Below are 17,801 nucleotides of genomic sequence, written 5' to 3'. Positions count from 1 at the left end.
AAAAGTTAAATTCCGCGTGACAACGCAATCAAGAAGAAGCGTTCTGCTGTACAGAAGCATTGCCCGTTTCCACCTCAATTTCTTTGGTAGTCACCGCATAATGAGCCGGACGAATCTCCGAACCATAGGCAACCGCATAGGCTTTAGTAAACTCTGCACCCAAATACAAAATAATTGAGGAATAATAAGTCCACAGTAACAAAATAACCAGAGATCCTGCAGCTCCATAGGTGCTCCCAACATCACTTTGGCCGATATAAATGGAAATAGCAAATTTACCCAACATGAACAGGACTGCAGTAACGACAGCTCCAGAAAATACATCCCTCCACTTAATAAGCGCATCTGGCAAAACTTTAAAGATGACCGCAAAAATAAGTGTAATCACAATCAAGGTGAGCAATTGATTCAGGATATAAAACAACACTACAGACACATCGGCATACCTGGCCTGAAGACGGGTACTAAAACCATCCAGCACAGTGGTTATGCCCAAAGAAACCAACAATATAAACCCCAGACTAACAATCACCGAAAAAGAAAGGAAGCGGTTTTGCAACATCTTTAACCAACCCCGTTTCGGTTTAGGTTTAAGTCCCCATATGGTATTGATAGATTCCTGAATATCTGCAAAAACCGTTGTTGCACCAACAAGCAAAGTCACAAGACCAATAATAAAGGCAACCTTATCCTTATCACCGATAGCAGCTTTTGAGACAATTTCCTGCAACTGCAAGGCAGTTTGTCTGCCCATAAAACCAGCCAACTGTTTATAAATCTCACCCTGAGCAGCTTCCTGTCCCAGGAATATGCCACATAACGAAATGATCACCACTAGCAGCGGCGCCATCGAAAACACAGTATAGTAAGCAAGTGACCCACTTAGCTTAGTGACCTTATGATCGCTAAATCCTGTAAACGTTTCTTTAATAACATTCCATATTCCCTTTAATGTAATCCGTTTCTGTTCCATAACATTATGATTTTGTATCCATACCAGGTAGCTTAATACCAGAAGATTTCAGGTTCTCCAGCAAATTTTCCTGGAAGATCATCCTTGCATCGTGAAAACCATGAGAATTCAACCATACATTGATCATCACCTTATAACCATTCTCCTCCAACAAGGAGATACCAACCCTTTTCTCAGGAGTTTTCAATATCGACTTTGATTCTGCAATAGTCTCATCTATTACGTGTCTGACCTTTGAAAGATCGATCCCATAATTAAATTTGAGTTCCAGATCCAGCCTTCTGCTACCAATCGCACTGATGTTAATGATCACCTCATTAGACAGTTTACTATTCGGGATAATCACCGTGCGGTTATCAAAAGTAGTCACCACCGTATAAAAAAGCTGTATGGAAGTTACAGTACCTTCCTGCCCCTGAGCAATGATGTTATCAGAAACACGGAAAGGTTTCAACAACAAAATCAGCACACCACTGGCAAAATTCTGCATAGTACCGGATAATGCCAAACCTGCAGCCACACCCACTGCCCCCACCAAAGCGGCAAATATCGTCAGCTGAATACCCATAATCTGCATCACCAGAAAAACCAGCAATATGCGTAACACTACCACTGTTACACTAAGAAAAAAAGGTTTTAGCGAACTATTGATTTTTTTACGCATCATCCGGTTTTGCATCCAGCGCGAAAATAACCTAATCAGCCAAAGCCCGACCAGTAAAACAGCTATACCCAATAAAATCATCGGTCCCTTTAACAGCAACCAATCATAAAACTTATCGTAGAAGTGCTCAGCTTTCTGATTTATCTCCATTTGTTCAACATTAAATTAACTCCTGACATTAACCTCTTTGCTGCCCTAAAAGTTTTGAGCCAATAGCTATACTCCTTACAGCCAAGGCTTTTTAAATTCAACCTCATTACCCCCACTTTCTTCCTCATCCAGACAATCCTCCTGGTTCCCATTTTCACAATGTTTTTCAAAATATCTTCTGATGGCAACTCCTGCGACTATTTTTTCAAGCGCATCCTTTTTCCAAAGCACAACGCAGACTAAAAGCACAAAAAATAAGGCTGCGAAACCGAATCCTTTCACATAACTGTGCAACAGGCTTGACAGATAAAAAGCGAGTGTAACCGCTGAGGCTAGAAAGGCTATAATCAGAAAAAATAATACAATGGCATTACTTAACAAATCAGCGACAAGCTTAGCTCCTTTTTCAATAGCATTCAATCTGATCAGTTCAATCCTAATCTCCAGGTAATGCTTAAAATCCGACAAAATTGACTTGAGTCCTTTAGGTATTTGATTATTCATAGGCTAGTATCTATCTTAAAAAAATCTGTTTACAATTCCATTTATCAATCCTGCGATGAATCCATATCAGCCTGCTCCAGATATTTTCGAATCTCAGCTTCAATCTTTCTACAGGTAAGTAACCACGGCTTTTTAGTAATCTTCACTTGCACAACATCACCAGAGATACTGTAGCCGCCAGCCAATTCAAATCCCCTTGCAGAAAAAGAAAACTCACCAGAAGAAACATCGCCCTTAAAAACACCATCAACCTGGCCTTCAATAGCAGCCCTTAACTGCCCCACCATATCATCCTTGGACCTGGGGTACTCAATCGAAAAATCACACATCACAAATTGATTATTTATTAAAAAAAACCGCAGACCACAAGCAGCCTGTGAAGGTTATCATCCATAGGATGACCTATTACCTTAATTAAAACAACAAGCCCCAGCCAAAATTGATTTAAGTTTTAGAAAATGACATTTAGTTCATGTTCATTATAATCTAACCAAGCCGAATCCCAAGCCCATTTCAAATCTGAAAATATTTCAGAAAAGCAATATCAAAAATTCCTATCAGGCGCCCCATCGCCCTATAAAAATATTTTAACATCCTGCATTCTAATCAAACTCCTAATCCCATTTTAGAAATTATTTCTTTATGAAAGTTGAAATACCTCTTCTAGAATTATTTTATAGATTTGAGTGATCAAATATTTCTCATGGACAGCTTACCTCCTGAAATAAAAGCTTTGAAGCGCATTAAAGAGCTGTTGGACAAACTCATGTCCGATAGAGCAACACCCGTTGAAATCCGGTCGAATGCCTTATATGAATGCATCATTAAAGACAGCCATCTAAGAAAGATATTCCCCGTCCAAAAGACATTCAACCAATTTTTGAGGCAACAACATAACAACAGCATTTTAAAGCAGTTCATCCCAAATTATAGAGTTGATACCTCAGATCGCCTGCACTACCAATGGTACTTCTTCCGCGAAACCAACAAAAAGGCCGGAATAGGTAAAGGCATCGAAACATCCGATAGTAAACTGGCTTATAAAGCTAATGAACTGAAAGTAGTATCTTTGGATGGGCAAAAATTCAGGTCCAGTCAGGAAAAAGATATTTATGAACGATTATTAACATGCGATTACCTCAGCATTGACTTAGAATTTCCAATTTCAAAACATGGCGAAAAAAAATATGCTGATTTTAAAATTCTAAACAGAATTACTCAGAAAACCTATTATTGGGAACATTTTGGCATGACCAACTCTGATAAATATATGAATGAAATGACAAAAAAGCTGGAATGGTATCGAGGTAATGGATTTAAAACTGTGGAAAAAGGCGGAAATGTAATTTTCACCATCTATTCTGATTCAAAAACGTTTCAAAGAGACATAGATAGATATATTACACTGATCTTATAAATGTAATTTTGTTCCTCATGGTTATCGACATAAGAACAATAGATTTCCCGCGTTTACTCGAGAAGATTGAAACAATCAGATCAACTAAAGCACTGTACACCTACCACAGCTATTTAATGAATTATACTGGTAAACATTGTGAACTCTGTGTGCTACCGCTTAATCCCTATGGAGTGTATTTAAGCCATGAACAAGCCATTTGTATCACATGTTTTAACAACTACATCAGCTCCAAAGATTACTTAAAGAACCTGAAATCATTCGAAACAAGAGTTTCAAAAATAATAGAGCAAGCAGACCTACTGGCCACTTCGCTAAAAACCAACCCTCAACATATTGATCTCGATCTGGCAAATAAACTCTTTAAGGAACTAACCCTATCAGAAATTGAACAGATGATCGGCGTTCCGCAACAATTCGGCAGTTTTGATTATGGAATTGAAGCCGGCAAATGGAAATTAAATAATTTCCTGATCGAAATATGGTTTAAAAATCAGATCTGCACTGAGGCAACAATGGCCTAAAACACATGCGGTTTCCACCTTATTCATCATCAGAATAAAGTTGACTGACCTGGATATCACCGTCTGCATCTAACCAAATATCAAAGAAAGTATCCCTGTCGACATACACATTCAATGGTTGAAGATAAGTATACTGACCGGCACGCAAGATAATCTTTAGTTTACGCCCATTTTCAATCAATTCATCAGCTACCTCATTAGCACAGCTTTTACTCAGCGTATTTAAATGCAGACTTAAAAAGTACCAGTCAGCCGCCAGTTCATTAATAAAATCATCAGTCAATATCAAAGGTTCAGGTCTCATAGCTGTAAATTTTAATGATCTCCACCACACTACTCCATAGCTCTATGTTTAAATACAAACCGTTGCATCGGGCAAAACCAATTATCGCACCAGGCGCATATGATAAGTCTCAATTTCTTTCAAAGCTTCCAGAATGCCAGTCCGCTGACGCTGCAGCAACACAATATGATCTAAATGTGAACCATAGTCATCCAACACCTTATCATATTTCTCTATCGCAGCTTTCTCACCTGTCTCAATAGCACTTAAAATAGCCGCATCTTCCTTACTGCTTAAAGCCTGCTTGATGTCTATCCAAGTGCGATGTAATGCACCTAAAATTCCACCTTCCTGGTTATCCGAATCCCCACCATGCTGAGCAATGTGCTCCTTCAACTCATCCGCATAATCCGCTCGTTGCGCAGCATACTTCAAAAATACAGCCTTCAATTCTCCACTGTCAGTTACCTCACTTGCAGATGCGTAACCTTCTTTTCCGTCATTGACAATATTGACCAATCCTTTAAGGTCGCTAATGATTTCTTGATTTGTTTCCATAATATATTTGCATATCTCCAAGAATAACTCCTGGCTCTTCATATAAACACTGCCCCGATAAAATAGTTTCAAACATTCCAATCCCCAGTTATGTTCCTCAACCAAATAGTACATAATATGCCAGAAGGACCATCTATAGTAATTTTAAGAGAACTCGTTGAAGCACTTCATCTGGAAGAAAAGCAAATCATAGCAGTTGAGGGAAATACTAAAATCGATAAAGAAAGAATGTTACATCAGCAGGTAATTGCTTTTAAAAGCTGGGGCAAGCATTTTTTGATCTGCTTCCAGGGATTTAGCCTTCGTATCCATTTCCTAATGTTCGGCAGCTACAGGATCAACGAGCGTAAAGACTCAACAGCCAGACTAAATCTAATTTTTAAAAACGCAGAGCTTAATTTCTATACCTGTTCCTTAAAATATATAGAAGGCGATATCAATGAAAGCTATGATTGGTCCATCGACGTGATGGCTGAACAGTGGGATCCAAAAAAGGCCTTAAAAAGAATCAAGGCCAAACCACAAGCGCAGATATGCGACATCTTACTGGACCAGGAAATCTTCTCAGGAGTGGGCAATATCATAAAAAACGAAGTCCTGTACCGTGTAGCCATACATCCTTTAAGTATAGTGGAAGCAATCCCACAAACAAAGCTCAAACTTCTGGTCACCGCAGCAAGGCAATACAGCTTCGATTTTCTGAAATGGAAAAAAGCCTATGTGCTGAAAAAACACTGGCTGGTCAACACCAGGAAACTTTGTCCTTTAGGCCACCACTTAGAAAAAGCATACCTGGGAAAGACAAAGAGGAGAACATTTTTTTGCCCAATTTGTCAAAAACGCTATGCTTCATCTATATCCGAACGCTCACATTAGTCCTACCTCTACTTTCCTTAGGTTCGAAACTTGTGCTGATATCCATGAATAGATTAACGCTTTCGATAAAAAGATCTCCTTAATTTGACTTGCAGTTTAACAAACTATTTGAGGTATACGTTTGTTAAAAATACGCATGCCCGGATCCAAACTACCCATATATACTGCCTTTGCTGCTAACCTGGCTATTGCTGTAATTAAATTAACAGCAGCTGCCATAACAGGTAGTTCAGCAATGGTTTCTGAAGGCATACACTCACTGGTAGATTCCAGCAACGAAGTTTTGCTGCTGATTGGTTTGCACAAAAGCAAAAAAGCACCCGATCAAAAACGCCCCTTCGGCTATGGAAAAGAACTTTATTTCTGGTCCTTCGTTGTGGCCCTGCTATTTTTTGTATTGGGCGGTACCATGTCCGTTTACGAAGGCATCAGACATCTAATTGAACCAGAAAAAATAACAAGTCCGGTATGGAATTACATTGTTTTGTCACTGGCTCTTGTATTTGACGGATATTCCCTTTACACCGCTGTCCGCATCTTTAATCAACAGCGAGGCAGCACTCCCTTCTGGCAAGCTATTAAGGTAAGCAAAGACCCTTCCTCTTTTGTAGTGTTATTTGAAGACATGGCCGACGTCATTGGTATTTTGATTGCGGCTACCGGGATAACCCTTAGTCATATATTTAATAACCCCTACATTGATGGCATTGCTTCTATACTCATCGGTCTTTTATTGATGCTGGTCGCTATATTTCTGGTCAGACAAAGCAGGAATCTATTAATGGGTGAAAGTATATCAGCCGAAGAATTGAATAAATTAGTTACCCTGATCGAGCACAACCAAAATGTCTGCAATGCTGATGCCCGCTTATCTATGTATCTGGGACCAGAAGAAGTTATTCTATTGATAAAAATAAAATTTAAAAATGATTTACCCAGTCAGAAAATTGTTGAGACCATAGGCTCCATCCGGAAAGCCATTCAGGCAGACCATCCCGACTATAAGCATATCCATTTTGAACCGGTTTGACATGCTGAAGAAAAGCCGGCCCGACATAAGACACCTCTTAAAAAAAGGGTTTAAGAAAAGAGGTAATGAGATCTATTCATTATTTTTGCCCGCGTTGACGTAATTTTTAGCGAGCATGAAAGAGAACAAATATGATAACCTTGCTTTTTTTGAACAATACGAAAAAATGAACCGTTCACAAAACGGATTAAAGGGAGCCGGAGAATGGTATATACTGAAAAAAATGTTGCCGAACCTTAAAGGAAAAGATGTACTTGATTTGGGCTGCGGGTTTGGGTGGCATTGCAGATATGCCATAGAAAAGGGCGCAACATCGGTTCTCGGCCTGGATATTTCTAAAAAAATGCTCGAAAAAGCCAAACAAATCAATAGTCTAAAAGGAATAAAATATGACAGCTTAGCTCTTGAAGATGCCAGCTTTCCTGCAAGCCATTTTGATGTCGTAATTAGTTCTCTAACCCTTCATTACATAAAATCCTATGAAACGCTTATTCAGCGTATTTGCCAGTGGCTTAAACCAGATGGCTTCTTTGTATTCTCGGTTGAGCATCCAATTTTTACTGCTCAGGGCAAGCAGGACTGGTTATATGATGAGCACAATAACAAAAGTTGCTGGCCTGTTGATCATTATTTTTCAGAGGGAAAAAGAAATACCATATTTCTAAATGAGCAGGTGATAAAATATCACAGAACACTCGCAACCTACCTGAATGTACTTTTAAAACAGGGATTTAAAATTGTAGAGATCAACGAACCCGTGCCGAGTAAAGAAATGATAAACAAAGATCCGGAAATGAAAGACGAACTCCGGCGTCCCATGATGCTATTGATCTCAGTTCAAAAGTAACAATTCAAACACTTTTCAAGTCCAGTTGCTGATATAAAAATCAAGATTATTAGCAATATTCAGACAGGCAACCAACATACATATGAAGGTAAATAATGTATATAAAATAATAGCATCTCTTTATGAAAATTCTCTTTCAGGTCCGGAAGCCTCAACGTTTTTTTATATTTTCGCTACTTAGTTTAGCTATTGTTGAAACGAATGAAAACTGATTTTGCCTGCTTATACTTTCTGGAAAACGAAAAACATGCCGTCATCGAGGTGAAGCGCTATGACCTGGAGGAAAAAGCAGATATTGCAGATGTTTACCTCTGGTTAATCCTCGAAAAAACATCAGGAAGTATTCAAAAATTGGCTTTCCGATCCATGGATTCTTCAGGTGATGTACAGGAACGATACTTTGATCAGGGTTACCTCAAGTTCAATAACCAAAATGGGACTTATATAGAAAAATTTAACTCCGGGCAGCACCAGCTGGAGAACAAAACCGGAAAAGCCTTGCCAACTGAGATCAGCGATGCATTAACCAGTTATTTTAAGGCATGATGCTTGAAACGATTTTTCTGGAAAACGAAGAACTACTAGTTCATTCCTTTCGTTCCCAAGACATGGATCACTTTGAAAAACTCACCCAAGATATTTTCAGTATCCTGTCAGATGAATGGACTTTAAAGTACATACCAGAGAAAAGATTACACAATCTTCAGCAGGCAGAGTTGCTGCTGCAAACCGCCATATTAAATTACCATTCCCGGCAGAATTACCTCCATTTTATCACACATAAAGCATCCAACAAAGTTATAGGTATGATTGATGTCATCACTCCTGAGCTTGCACGCAAGCACTATCACATGGATTATTACCCATTCTTTATAGAGTTTTATTTAAGTAGCGCGGCTAGTGGATGCTATATCATGACTGAAATACTTCCTAAACTAATGGAAGAATTACTCAGGCAAGGAATAAGTAAAATCGGCGCAGTGATCAACCGGGAAAATATTGCAGCAAGAAGAGTGTTAGAAAAGGCAAATTTTGAATTTAAAGCCCCTTTTGATGTCATCCAGGATTTCTATCAAAACAATCACCAGCTCGAAAAAGTCTGCTGTAGCAATGAGCACACAACAACCTACACAACATGTCCAAAGTCAAACAGTTGACAAAACTAAATCTCAAACTTTTTTCCGGGTTTTGAAATAGTCTTAGAAGCAATCACCTTGGCCTTCCCCCAATCCCAATCTTCCCTGAAATCCTCATCGGAATGAAAATAATACCCTTTATCCTTTTTCACAAAAGCTTTTCCCATATTCGTCCTTTTGTTAATTCTTTATGTAGCTTTCATTTTTATTAAATTTTATGGTACCCAATCATTCTTTATTAGATAACCAACTGAACCTTAAAAGGTTTGTCATAAAAAACATTTGAAATCATAAAAAACATGGTCATTATCAATAGTTTCGAGGAATACCAAGCATACACTGGTAAGGAGATCGGCAGTTCCAACTGGCATAAGATCGATCAGAACCAGATCAATAGATTCGCAGATGCAACGCTTGATCATCAATGGATTCATACCGACAAGGAAAGAGCAGAAAATGAAGGTCCCTACAAAGCCACCATTGCCCATGGTTATTTAACGTTGTCATTAATTCCTTATCTATGGAAACAGATCGCAGACATCCGCAACGTTAAAATGGAAATAAACTATGGAATAGAACATTTTAAGTTTACTCAGCCGGTACTTGTGAACGATGAAATACAGCTGAAAGCAAAACTCAAGTCTATAGCCGATTTAAGAGGTGTCACAAAAGTGGTGATTACTGCCACCCTAAGTATCAAAGGAAAGGCAAAACCAGCTTATACAGGTGAGGTCATCTTTCTCTATCACTTTTGATGCAGCTATCTTTTGACACCAATAAGCCTCAATTTAGCGCACAGCAAAAAAGCTAGCACGACCATCTAACGCGCTTAGCTAAAGCTACCAATCCGGCACCGATTATAGCAGAAATCATCACATAAGCGATCATACGCTTCTGCTGCCGACCGCATGAATGTCTAAGCGCATTGGCTTTTAAAGCCTCAAGCTGATCAGTTTGCTGCGCCCCTTTTATCACGTCAATATCTACCTTGCGTAATTTGGTCTGATTAAAATTCTGCGTAGTTTTCATTGAATCATAGATTATGTTAATACAATTTAAACACTAAATATGGAATGATGTTTAACTAAACTGTCAACTTTTTTCGATGACTTCCAGCCATGTAAAGCCCACACACACTTCAACAAAAAAATCAATAGCTAACTGATCTGGAAGAAGGGTTCCACAGATCTAAACAAACAGCAGAAAAAGATAACAACTGAAATAAGAATAGCAGGTACAAGACCTGCTATCAAAATCATAAAACATAAGGATTCCAGTTAACACACAGAAGACGACTGCGTTGCATACATTTGAAGCTGGAATTTCAGTGATTGTCTGGCAACATGTATTCGGGTTTTAACCGTACCAATTGGAATATTTAATTCTTCAGCAATTTCATGGTATTTATAGCCCTCAACATACTTTAAAAATGGAACTGAATATTCCGGCTGGAGTTTTCCCATAGCCTTATCAATATCTTCCATAACGAATTTACCCACCCCTAAATTGCTCGAAGCGCTGTTCTTCAATTGTTGCGCACTCAAATCGTCAGTTACCGTTAGAATATTCCTCCTGCGACCATCTCTTCTATAGTCGTTGATAAAAGTATTTCTCATAATAGTATATAACCATCCCCGAAGATTAGACCCTTGTTGATAAAGTTTATGATACCGGATTGCCTTGATGATCGTGTCTTGCACCAGATCATTGGCATCTTCCTGGTCAGCTGTAAACTTCATGGCAAAGTTCTCCAGACAAGATAGTTGATTGCAGATTTCAGTGTTTAAATTGATTGTAGTCATAGGATTTCGCGTATCTGTTTAAGTAAATATCTTTCGGTCATACCAAGGCAAAACACATACCAACACACAGCAAAAGCACTACAAATAAGCCATATAATATAAAATAAATTATTCTCAAACAATTCCGATTTGACATGTGTTTTTATCAGGCTCATAAAGAAAAACAAGCAAAAAAAAGCACTTCCAGCCCCTTTCTGAGTATATTTTTAATTATATCCGAAAAACAGTTCGAAAAATAAAACCACTTAAAAAAAAGATGTCCGTTAGACAGGGCAGTGCTGATACATTTGCTTAAGTCTCAACCCAAGCAACTGTTTTCAAGTAGTCAAAAAACGGCACCCCTGAAAAGAGGTACCGAAGGTAGTCAACCTCTTCCAGCCAAGCTATGAGTCACTCGGATGGGTTTTCATTTTTACTGTGCAAATGAATCGAGCGCAGCAAACCTGATGATAAAAACAGCGGCAGCATCAAAGATTACCGCCGCCATATACTACAAATAAATTTGAAATTAGTTTACGGTACTGGCAGAACCGATGGCACTGTATCGGCCATGGTATTACTTCTGACTGCACTATCAACTTGACTCACTGAATCCACATCCAACATATCCATGAAAGATGTATCAGTAACCAATGAATCAACAGCGCTTTCCCTTGCGCTGTCTGAATTACAGCTGGTTGCACTTATAACAATTAAGAATGCCAGGACAACAATTATCTTTTGCATTTTCACTTATTTAATTGGTAAAACCTTATGAAGACTTTTTCTTCGGGACTTTAGCACCTTCTTTTCGAGCCTCAGACAGGCCAATTGCAATCGCTTGCTTTTTAGAAGTGACTTTCTTACCTGTTCCGGTTTTTAAAGTCCCCTTTTTCTCCTCGTGCATGGCTTTTTCAACCTTTTCGCCTGCTCTTTCCGAATATTTTGCCATAATTATATGCTATTAATTAATCCTTAAATGAATGCCTATCAATTAAAATAATGGTGAAATCTTTACAGCTGTGTCCATCGTTTTGCGTTTGATGGTGTCCTTTTTAGTACTGTCTTTCCAAGGATTTTTCTTCTTAGACATTTTTGACTTTACCGGATGTTTTTTCGAAGTATCCTGACGTTTTTTTTGTGGTATCCTGTGGAGGAACTTGCCAACCGAATGCTGACCAACAAAACATAGCCAGCAATAATGTGATCATTATCTTTTTCATAACATTATGATTTTAAGTTTGTTACCAGTTTATAAACAACCGATAAACACAATAGTTTACCTTTTGTGAAAAAACATAAAACGCCTAATATCAATCAGTTAAAGGACAAAACCCGCTATCAGGATTTCACCTTTAGTGTCTGCCCAAAGCAGCCACGAATTCTTTCTTTGAACGCTCCGACACATTTTTTATTCCTCAGACAAATTTTTCCCGGCCCGGTTAATATAAAAAGTCAGCATTGACATTTGCCGGGTGGCACTGAAGAAATAATCGCTCATACAGTTAAAAATTTCTTGCCTATCGACTGCATCAATAGCTAAAAACCCTAATATAGGACAGAATTAAAACTCATTGTCCATCTCAAATGCCATCTTCAGCGTATTGTGTATCCTAAAAACAATCTTTTTGAAAGGTTGTTGCAATAAAAGGAAACATCTACATCTAACCTATTTATGCAGCGAGAAAAATACAGCCACAGCATTTATCGTCTAATCACCTCAGTGGTGCTTTACACATTTGGACTAGTCATTTTATTGTGGTTTTTATACAAGATAATCAGCATATTGATTCTATCCTTATTTGCAATCGTGCTTGCACTGATCATCAATCAGCCCGTAGGAAAGCTGGAAAGAAAGGGTATGAAACGATGGCAGGCAGCAACTTTAATACTTGGAAGTATATTTGTTATTATCACTTTACTATTGATCCTTGTGGTCCCTCACATCAGTACACAAATCGATGCCCTTATTGGCAATCTTCCCGGCTATTTGAACAGTGTCTCTTCGTATCTTAATAAAATCTTACAAAAATATCCCGAATTAGCTAAAGAACTTCAAGCAGAAGGATTTTCACTCTCCACGGTTATGCCTGCCCTAGACAAAACTGTCATCAGTTTGGGAAATTTTTCATTTAGTGTATTGGGAGGGATTTTTCTATTTATCGTATTCATTTCTATGATTGTATTTTTTGTGGGCAATCCAAAACCTGTTATCGAACTCTATTTATCTGTATTCGAACCAAATCAAAGGATTAAAGCAGAGAAGGCCTTGCAAAACACTTCTATCATGCTCGGAGGTTGGATGAAATCGAATCTTATAGGAGGAATCATCCAGGCCATATTAGTTTTTATTTTCCTTTCCATCTTAAAAGTACCCGGAGCACTCGTATGGGCTGCAATGGCCTTTTTCTCAGAACTCATTCCTAAAATTGGCTTTTATATCATGGCCATACCACCAACACTGGTTGCCTTATCAGTAAGTCCGGCAACCGCCTTTTGGTGCCTGCTTTTTTTCCTTTTGATGAATGAACTGGTAGCTGATCTGCTCATGCCAAAGCTCAGGTCTGCAACAATGAATATTCATCCGGTGTCCTTATTATTCCTATTGTTAGCCATGGCCGCTGCTTTCGGGTTAATGGGTGCACTGCTCGCTACCCCAATGGCAGCAATTATAAAAGCCTATTATGAAGAATTTTATCTCAAAAGGTTCGATCATGATCCCCAGATGGATAAGCGAATAGAACGGATTCTGTATAAATAAACCCTAAAATACGGCCATGATCAAATTCACTACTGAAATCCCAACAGACGTGTAATGCTATCTACGCCAGCCAGTCCAATAAATACCCATCACATCAATCTCAGCTTATCCAAAAACATCCTTAGCTTTCTGAATTGCCTGGCTAAGATCAATGCCCTTACCCAGCACACCTTTAAACAGATCACCAGTCTCTTTAAGGCGATCCAAGGCATTAAATATCGTAAAATCCTTCATGGTCATTCCAGGCTTCACTTCTTCCCAGTCCAGCGGCATAGATACGGTAGCTCCAGGCTTAGGTCTCAAAGAATACGGACCCGCAATCGTCGCACCGGGCCTGTTCTGCAAAAAATCCAGGTACATCTTTCCCTTACGGTTAGCCACCATTCTCTCCAGACTGGTAAACTCCGGCACCTGCTGATGAACCAGATTTACAATGATCCTGGCGAACATCTGTGACTGATCATAACTATACTTCGCCCCCAAAGGAATATAAACATGTATCCCTGTTGACCCCGAAGTCTTGGCAAAACAAGGCACCTCCATCTGATCCAACACCTCTTTCACCATTCTAGCCACCTGAATCACCTGGTCAAAAGTGTTTTTATCGGGATCAAGATCAATCACACAATAATCCGGGTTATCCGGTGACTGGCTCCTGGAAAACCAAGGGTTCATCTCAATGCAGCCCAGCGAGGCCATCCATAGCAAAGCGGCTTCATCATTACCCAAAAGGTATTCCTTGTGTTCATCTTCACTAGTGGTATAAGGAAAAGTATCTGCCCAATCCGGAGCCTTTCCTTTAACATCCTTCTGATAAAAACTCTTACCATGTATTCCCCCAGGGAACCGGTTCAGTGACATCGGCCGGTCTTTCAGGTAAGGCAAAATATAACCCGCCACCTGGTAATAATAATTAAACATATCGCGTTTGCTCACCTTATCCTCAGGCCAGTAGAGTTTACTCAGATGAGTAAACTTCAATTCATGTCCGTTCACTTTACGCACCTGGGTTTCATCTTTAGGATTCAGCAAAGTCTTACGACCAATAGACTTCGGTGGCCGGATCGCTGAGGCATGCTGATCCTTATGTACAGGGTCAGTTTTCTGCTGATCGGGAAGCTCATTATCAACAATCGCTTTAGTTTCTACTGCCCCTTCCCTGATCACCTCTTTAGCCTTTTTATCTATCCGCATTCCCTGAAAAGAAGGATGACGGAACACGCCATCGGAAGTCACCTCAGTAAACTCGACTTCACAAACTAATTCAGGCTTCAGCCAGGTTGCTTTCGCTTTTGGTGGATTGGGACGAAAACGCGAAGGCTTATTCACATCCGGAATCGCTGAAAAAGGACTTTTGTCCACGATCAGTGGTTGAAACTGCGCCATCATCTCTTTCTGATCCTGATCATTAAAGCCTGTTCCCACCTTGCCTACGTACTGCAAATGTCCCTGCTCATAAACGCCCAGAAGCAGGGAGCTAAACTGCTTAGAAGTTCCTTCATTTTTGGTAAAACCAGCAATGATCACTTCCTGACGCAGATGTACCTTTATCTTCAGCCAGTCTGAAGAGCGATTATTTCTTGAATATAAACTATCTGCTTTTTTCGCAATGATGCCCTCCAGTCCCATTTTAGTTGCCGCCCGGAAAAACTCAGTTCCTTTAGCTTTAAAGACTTTACTTAACCTTATCCTGTCATCATCCTGAGGTAAAACCTCAGCCAAAATCGCCTGACGCTCAGAAAGCGGGAGTCCTGTCAGATCCTTACCCTGATACCAGATCAAATCAAATACATAATAAACCAACTCACCATCGGCTTCACTTCTCCAGTTCTGTAAATCACCGAAATTAGAAATTCCTTTATCATTGATGACCAGAATTTCTCCGTCTACCACGATATCCATCTTCCAGCTCTGCATCAGCTCATAAATCGGATAGAATTTCTCATTAAACTGCTTATTATTCCTGGATAACAACTGCACATCACCATTCTTAAGACAAAAACCCAATGCACGGTACCCATCCCATTTAACCTCATAAACCCAATCCGGGTCATCAAAAGGCTCATCAACCAGAGTGGCCAACACGGGCTTCATCCCAATTGGAATTTTTGATTTTGTTCCTTTTTTAAGCAAAGCCTTCAACTCCGGACTCAGCTCTCCCCGATCTTCAGATTTATCCCCTTCACCCTCAGAGCCATCACTCCCCTGCTCAAAATTGGCAGCTACCACTTTTTCTGCCATCTTTTTTTTCCTTTTTAAAGGCATTTGCAGTTTTTGTGCATGACCATTCTTCCAGACTTTGTCACTGCTTTTTTCCATCTGCTCGATGGTCTTGCGGGAAAGCACAGATTTATCCTTTTTGGTAATGTCACCAGTGTCAGCATAAGCATCCTTATGTTTGATCAACAACCAACCATTCTCTCCCATCCCATGGGTTTTGACCAACGCATATTCACCCTTGAGCTTGCTACCGTGTAAAATAATTTTCAATGACCCAGCCTTCAGCTGAGCCAGCAAATGCTTTTCCTGAGCCTTTTTTCCCCTGATCTTCTCAATCGGTTCGTAAGTACCCTCATCCCAGACAATTACCGTCCCCCCACCATACTCCCCCTTAGGAATGATCCCTTCAAAACTTTTATAATCAAAGGGATGATCCTCGACCATCATCGCCAGACGTTTAGTCTTAGGGTCGGTAGAAGGGCCTTTAGGGACGGCCCAGCTCTTCAATACCCCCTGCATTTCCAGCCGAAAATCATAATGCAAACGCGAAGCATCATGTTTTTGAATCACGAACTGCAGTTTACCGACCGCCTTAGGTTTGCCAGCCTTTGGTTCAGCTGTTTTGCTAAAATCACGCTTTTTATTATACTCTTTAAGACTCATGAGCAAACAGTTAAAGTATTAAATTATTGACCTTCCACTTTCCCAGGACTGATTCCCAAAACATCATCACCGTTATTGGCATTGCTAATGTTCATTTTTTTTCCAATAGCCATAGCAGTTTGGTAATGCCCCTTAATAAGGGGAAGAGTTTTGACAGCAAAAGCCCTCAATTCCGCATCCTCAAGACGGGTACCAGATGTAAATAATTCAACCGTTTTTTGATGATCATTAATCATCATACGCATATACTGCAAATCAAAAGCCCGTTCTTCCAGGCCATTGAGTTTAGCCAGATCAGCAGCCATTTCATCAGGCAAAAACTTACCTATTCCAAGTCCCTTGGCATCCGCAATTCCTTTCAGTTCCGCATTAGCGGCACCATGATCTTTCAACATTTGCTCCGCAAAATCCTTCACCAATTTATTCTTAGTTCGTTTAATGGCTATACCTGCAGCCTCAACCTCCATCATACCACCATTTGCTACACTTAAAATAAAAACCTTACCATCACCATTCAAATCAACATCAGCAGTCAAAGCCTGCGCCCTGTGCGAAGTATCACTCAAAGAATCAACAATCTCCTTTGCAGTTTCATCCCGGCCACTCCGTTGGGCATTATTGCAAGCCTGCAATCCGCCAATCAGACAAATAATCCATAAGCCTATCCAATGATTTTTCATAATGCTATGTTTTAAATTATGTATTTTCAACTCCTTTCAATTCCATCCCCATCAGCCAGCCTAAGCCGGATTATCTTTGTTGAGTAAACCTTTTACCAAAGCCTTCCATTGCGGATAAGAAAACCCGATTTTTGCACCCCATCCCACAAAAGTATTACGGATATTGTCAAGGGGAATCCCTGTATCGGTATTGGGTAACTCGTTGCGTCCATGCTCTTCTGCATAAATGACCCGTCCAATGCGTTTCACCTGGAATGTAGAAGTTGCCTGATCCGTCAGAAAATGAGCAGTATCCTCGCTTGAGGTGGTAGGATTAGCTGAAGGTCTGGCCGTCATACTCAATACCTCCGCATCATCCAGCACCTGTAGTTTAATTTCTTCAATCGTGACCCAATCGTAACCACCCCCCAGTCTGTGTTCCCGGTCCGGGTATATCAATCCTGATGTGATCTCCACCCGTGGCCTTTCGCTGAACCAGATTGCCAGCGTTATCGGTAAGAAAAAAATCCGACATACCTCCTCCTGCAAACTCCGTCCACCGGTTAACATCCAATAAGCGTTCCTTTACCACGCTGAAGAAATAAAACGCCTCTGCCTCTGAGGCCAACTCAATCTTTTCAACAGCATTCATTTCTGAACCTACGTATTGGGCAGGCACATGAGCTTCACCTAAGTTATTTTGTTCCTTATTATTTTCCATAATTTACCGGATTAGCTTACTACATGGTTATAAT

General features: G+C 39.8%; 24 protein-coding genes. 9 read left to right on the top strand and 15 right to left on the bottom strand.

From position 1 onward, the window contains the following. Window positions 1–28: 28 nt before the first annotated feature. The 4 genes from ABDJ41_RS18795 to ABDJ41_RS18780 all read right to left on the bottom strand — a co-directional run bounded on the left by ABDJ41_RS18795 (window position 29) and on the right by ABDJ41_RS18780 (window position 2,620). Complete coding sequence (locus ABDJ41_RS18795) at window positions 29–973, bottom strand: YihY/virulence factor BrkB family protein (protein ID WP_349787634.1); 945 nt, start codon at window positions 971–973, stop codon at window positions 29–31. A 4-nt stretch (window positions 974–977) separates the two neighbouring features. Beyond that, window positions 978–1,787, bottom strand: a complete 810-nt coding sequence (locus ABDJ41_RS18790) for a mechanosensitive ion channel family protein (protein ID WP_349787633.1) — start codon at window positions 1,785–1,787, stop codon at window positions 978–980. 75 nt (window positions 1,788–1,862) lie between these two features. Continuing rightward, window positions 1,863–2,291 carry a hypothetical protein gene (locus ABDJ41_RS18785; protein WP_349787632.1) on the bottom strand — a complete coding sequence of 143 codons (429 nt, stop codon included), beginning with the start codon at window positions 2,289–2,291 and terminating at the stop codon, window positions 1,863–1,865. Window positions 2,292–2,335: 44 nt separating this feature from the next. Beyond that, window positions 2,336–2,620 carry a hypothetical protein gene (locus ABDJ41_RS18780; RefSeq protein ID WP_349787631.1) on the bottom strand — a complete coding sequence of 95 codons (285 nt, stop codon included), beginning with the start codon at window positions 2,618–2,620 and terminating at the stop codon, window positions 2,336–2,338. A 374-nt stretch (window positions 2,621–2,994) separates the two neighbouring features. On the opposite strand from ABDJ41_RS18780, the gene ABDJ41_RS18775 reads away from it, so the two are divergent. Further along, entirely contained in the window at window positions 2,995–3,708 is a 714-nt protein-coding gene (locus tag ABDJ41_RS18775) for a hypothetical protein (RefSeq protein WP_349787630.1), read from the top strand. Between the two features lie 17 nt (window positions 3,709–3,725). Further along, window positions 3,726–4,232: a hypothetical protein gene (locus ABDJ41_RS18770; RefSeq protein ID WP_349787629.1), complete on the top strand. Its 507-nt coding sequence runs from the start codon at window positions 3,726–3,728 to the stop codon at window positions 4,230–4,232. 19 nt (window positions 4,233–4,251) lie between these two features. Here the strand turns inward: ABDJ41_RS18770 and ABDJ41_RS18765 are convergent, their stop codons facing one another. Continuing rightward, window positions 4,252–4,536: a hypothetical protein gene (locus ABDJ41_RS18765; RefSeq protein ID WP_349787628.1), complete on the bottom strand. Its 285-nt coding sequence runs from the start codon at window positions 4,534–4,536 to the stop codon at window positions 4,252–4,254. 81 nt (window positions 4,537–4,617) lie between these two features. After that, on the bottom strand, window positions 4,618–5,073 hold the full coding sequence (locus ABDJ41_RS18760) for a ferritin-like domain-containing protein (RefSeq protein ID WP_349787627.1): 456 nt from the start codon (window positions 5,071–5,073) through the stop codon (window positions 4,618–4,620). A gap of 117 nt (window positions 5,074–5,190) precedes the next feature. Between ABDJ41_RS18760 and ABDJ41_RS18755 the strand changes: the two genes are divergently transcribed. From ABDJ41_RS18755 to ABDJ41_RS18735, 5 genes are all read left to right on the top strand, one after another. After that, window positions 5,191–5,949: a DNA-formamidopyrimidine glycosylase family protein gene (locus ABDJ41_RS18755; protein ID WP_349787626.1), complete on the top strand. Its 759-nt coding sequence runs from the start codon at window positions 5,191–5,193 to the stop codon at window positions 5,947–5,949. Window positions 5,950–6,085: 136 nt separating this feature from the next. Then, window positions 6,086–6,979: a cation diffusion facilitator family transporter gene (locus tag ABDJ41_RS18750; protein ID WP_349787625.1), complete on the top strand. Its 894-nt coding sequence runs from the start codon at window positions 6,086–6,088 to the stop codon at window positions 6,977–6,979. A gap of 115 nt (window positions 6,980–7,094) precedes the next feature. After that, window positions 7,095–7,826 (top strand): class I SAM-dependent methyltransferase, encoded by a 732-nt coding sequence (locus ABDJ41_RS18745; protein ID WP_349787624.1) that lies wholly within the window; start codon window positions 7,095–7,097, stop codon window positions 7,824–7,826. A 201-nt stretch (window positions 7,827–8,027) separates the two neighbouring features. Next, window positions 8,028–8,372, top strand: a complete 345-nt coding sequence (locus ABDJ41_RS18740) for a hypothetical protein (RefSeq protein WP_349787623.1) — start codon at window positions 8,028–8,030, stop codon at window positions 8,370–8,372. Continuing rightward, window positions 8,369–8,983 carry a GNAT family N-acetyltransferase gene (locus ABDJ41_RS18735; RefSeq protein ID WP_349787622.1) on the top strand — a complete coding sequence of 205 codons (615 nt, stop codon included), beginning with the start codon at window positions 8,369–8,371 and terminating at the stop codon, window positions 8,981–8,983. Before ABDJ41_RS18740 ends, ABDJ41_RS18735 begins: the two co-directional genes overlap by 4 nt. A gap of 5 nt (window positions 8,984–8,988) precedes the next feature. On the opposite strand, the gene ABDJ41_RS18730 is transcribed toward ABDJ41_RS18735, so the two are convergent. Continuing rightward, window positions 8,989–9,129, bottom strand: coding sequence for a hypothetical protein (locus ABDJ41_RS18730; protein WP_349787621.1), 141 nt, complete (start codon window positions 9,127–9,129; stop codon window positions 8,989–8,991). A gap of 132 nt (window positions 9,130–9,261) precedes the next feature. Between ABDJ41_RS18730 and ABDJ41_RS18725 the strand changes: the two genes are divergently transcribed. Beyond that, the gene (locus ABDJ41_RS18725; protein WP_349787620.1) at window positions 9,262–9,717 is read left to right on the top strand and encodes a MaoC family dehydratase; all 456 of its coding nucleotides are present in this window, start codon (window positions 9,262–9,264) and stop codon (window positions 9,715–9,717) included. A 52-nt stretch (window positions 9,718–9,769) separates the two neighbouring features. Here ABDJ41_RS18725 and ABDJ41_RS18720 read toward each other — a convergent pair whose 3' ends face one another. The 4 genes from ABDJ41_RS18720 to ABDJ41_RS23015 all read right to left on the bottom strand — a co-directional run bounded on the left by ABDJ41_RS18720 (window position 9,770) and on the right by ABDJ41_RS23015 (window position 12,244). Next, a complete protein-coding gene (locus ABDJ41_RS18720) occupies window positions 9,770–9,991 on the bottom strand; it encodes a hypothetical protein (protein WP_349787619.1) in 222 nt (73 codons plus the stop codon). 248 nt (window positions 9,992–10,239) lie between these two features. After that, window positions 10,240–10,764, bottom strand: coding sequence for an RNA polymerase sigma factor (locus ABDJ41_RS18715; RefSeq protein WP_349787618.1), 525 nt, complete (start codon window positions 10,762–10,764; stop codon window positions 10,240–10,242). 751 nt (window positions 10,765–11,515) lie between these two features. Further along, window positions 11,516–11,695 carry a DUF6496 domain-containing protein gene (locus ABDJ41_RS18710; RefSeq protein ID WP_349787617.1) on the bottom strand — a complete coding sequence of 60 codons (180 nt, stop codon included), beginning with the start codon at window positions 11,693–11,695 and terminating at the stop codon, window positions 11,516–11,518. Between the two features lie 459 nt (window positions 11,696–12,154). Next, on the bottom strand, window positions 12,155–12,244 hold the full coding sequence (locus ABDJ41_RS23015) for a DUF3175 domain-containing protein (protein WP_502930345.1): 90 nt from the start codon (window positions 12,242–12,244) through the stop codon (window positions 12,155–12,157). 174 nt (window positions 12,245–12,418) lie between these two features. Here ABDJ41_RS23015 and ABDJ41_RS18705 point away from each other — a divergent pair, with 174 nt between their 5' ends. Beyond that, the gene (locus tag ABDJ41_RS18705) at window positions 12,419–13,504 is read left to right on the top strand and encodes an AI-2E family transporter (RefSeq protein WP_349787616.1); all 1,086 of its coding nucleotides are present in this window, start codon (window positions 12,419–12,421) and stop codon (window positions 13,502–13,504) included. A gap of 105 nt (window positions 13,505–13,609) precedes the next feature. On the opposite strand, the gene ligD is transcribed toward ABDJ41_RS18705, so the two are convergent. The 4 genes from ligD to ABDJ41_RS18685 are packed head-to-tail and all read right to left on the bottom strand — an operon-like array spanning window position 13,610 to window position 17,767. Continuing rightward, the gene (gene ligD / locus ABDJ41_RS18700; RefSeq protein ID WP_349787615.1) at window positions 13,610–16,387 is read right to left on the bottom strand and encodes a DNA ligase D; all 2,778 of its coding nucleotides are present in this window, start codon (window positions 16,385–16,387) and stop codon (window positions 13,610–13,612) included. Between the two features lie 23 nt (window positions 16,388–16,410). Next, complete coding sequence (locus tag ABDJ41_RS18695) at window positions 16,411–17,067, bottom strand: DUF4142 domain-containing protein (RefSeq protein WP_349787614.1); 657 nt, start codon at window positions 17,065–17,067, stop codon at window positions 16,411–16,413. 60 nt (window positions 17,068–17,127) lie between these two features. Further along, on the bottom strand, window positions 17,128–17,505 hold the full coding sequence (locus ABDJ41_RS18690; RefSeq protein ID WP_349787613.1) for a hypothetical protein: 378 nt from the start codon (window positions 17,503–17,505) through the stop codon (window positions 17,128–17,130). Continuing rightward, on the bottom strand, window positions 17,447–17,767 hold the full coding sequence (locus tag ABDJ41_RS18685; protein ID WP_349787612.1) for a hypothetical protein: 321 nt from the start codon (window positions 17,765–17,767) through the stop codon (window positions 17,447–17,449). Before ABDJ41_RS18685 ends, ABDJ41_RS18690 begins: the two co-directional genes overlap by 59 nt. Between the last annotated feature and the right edge of the window lie 34 nt (window positions 17,768–17,801).

It is taken from the genome of Pedobacter sp. ASV1-7 (genome assembly GCF_040203335.1).
Lineage (GTDB): Bacteria > Bacteroidota > Bacteroidia > Sphingobacteriales > Sphingobacteriaceae > Pedobacter.
This window is presented reverse-complemented; position numbering and strand designations above follow the sequence as displayed.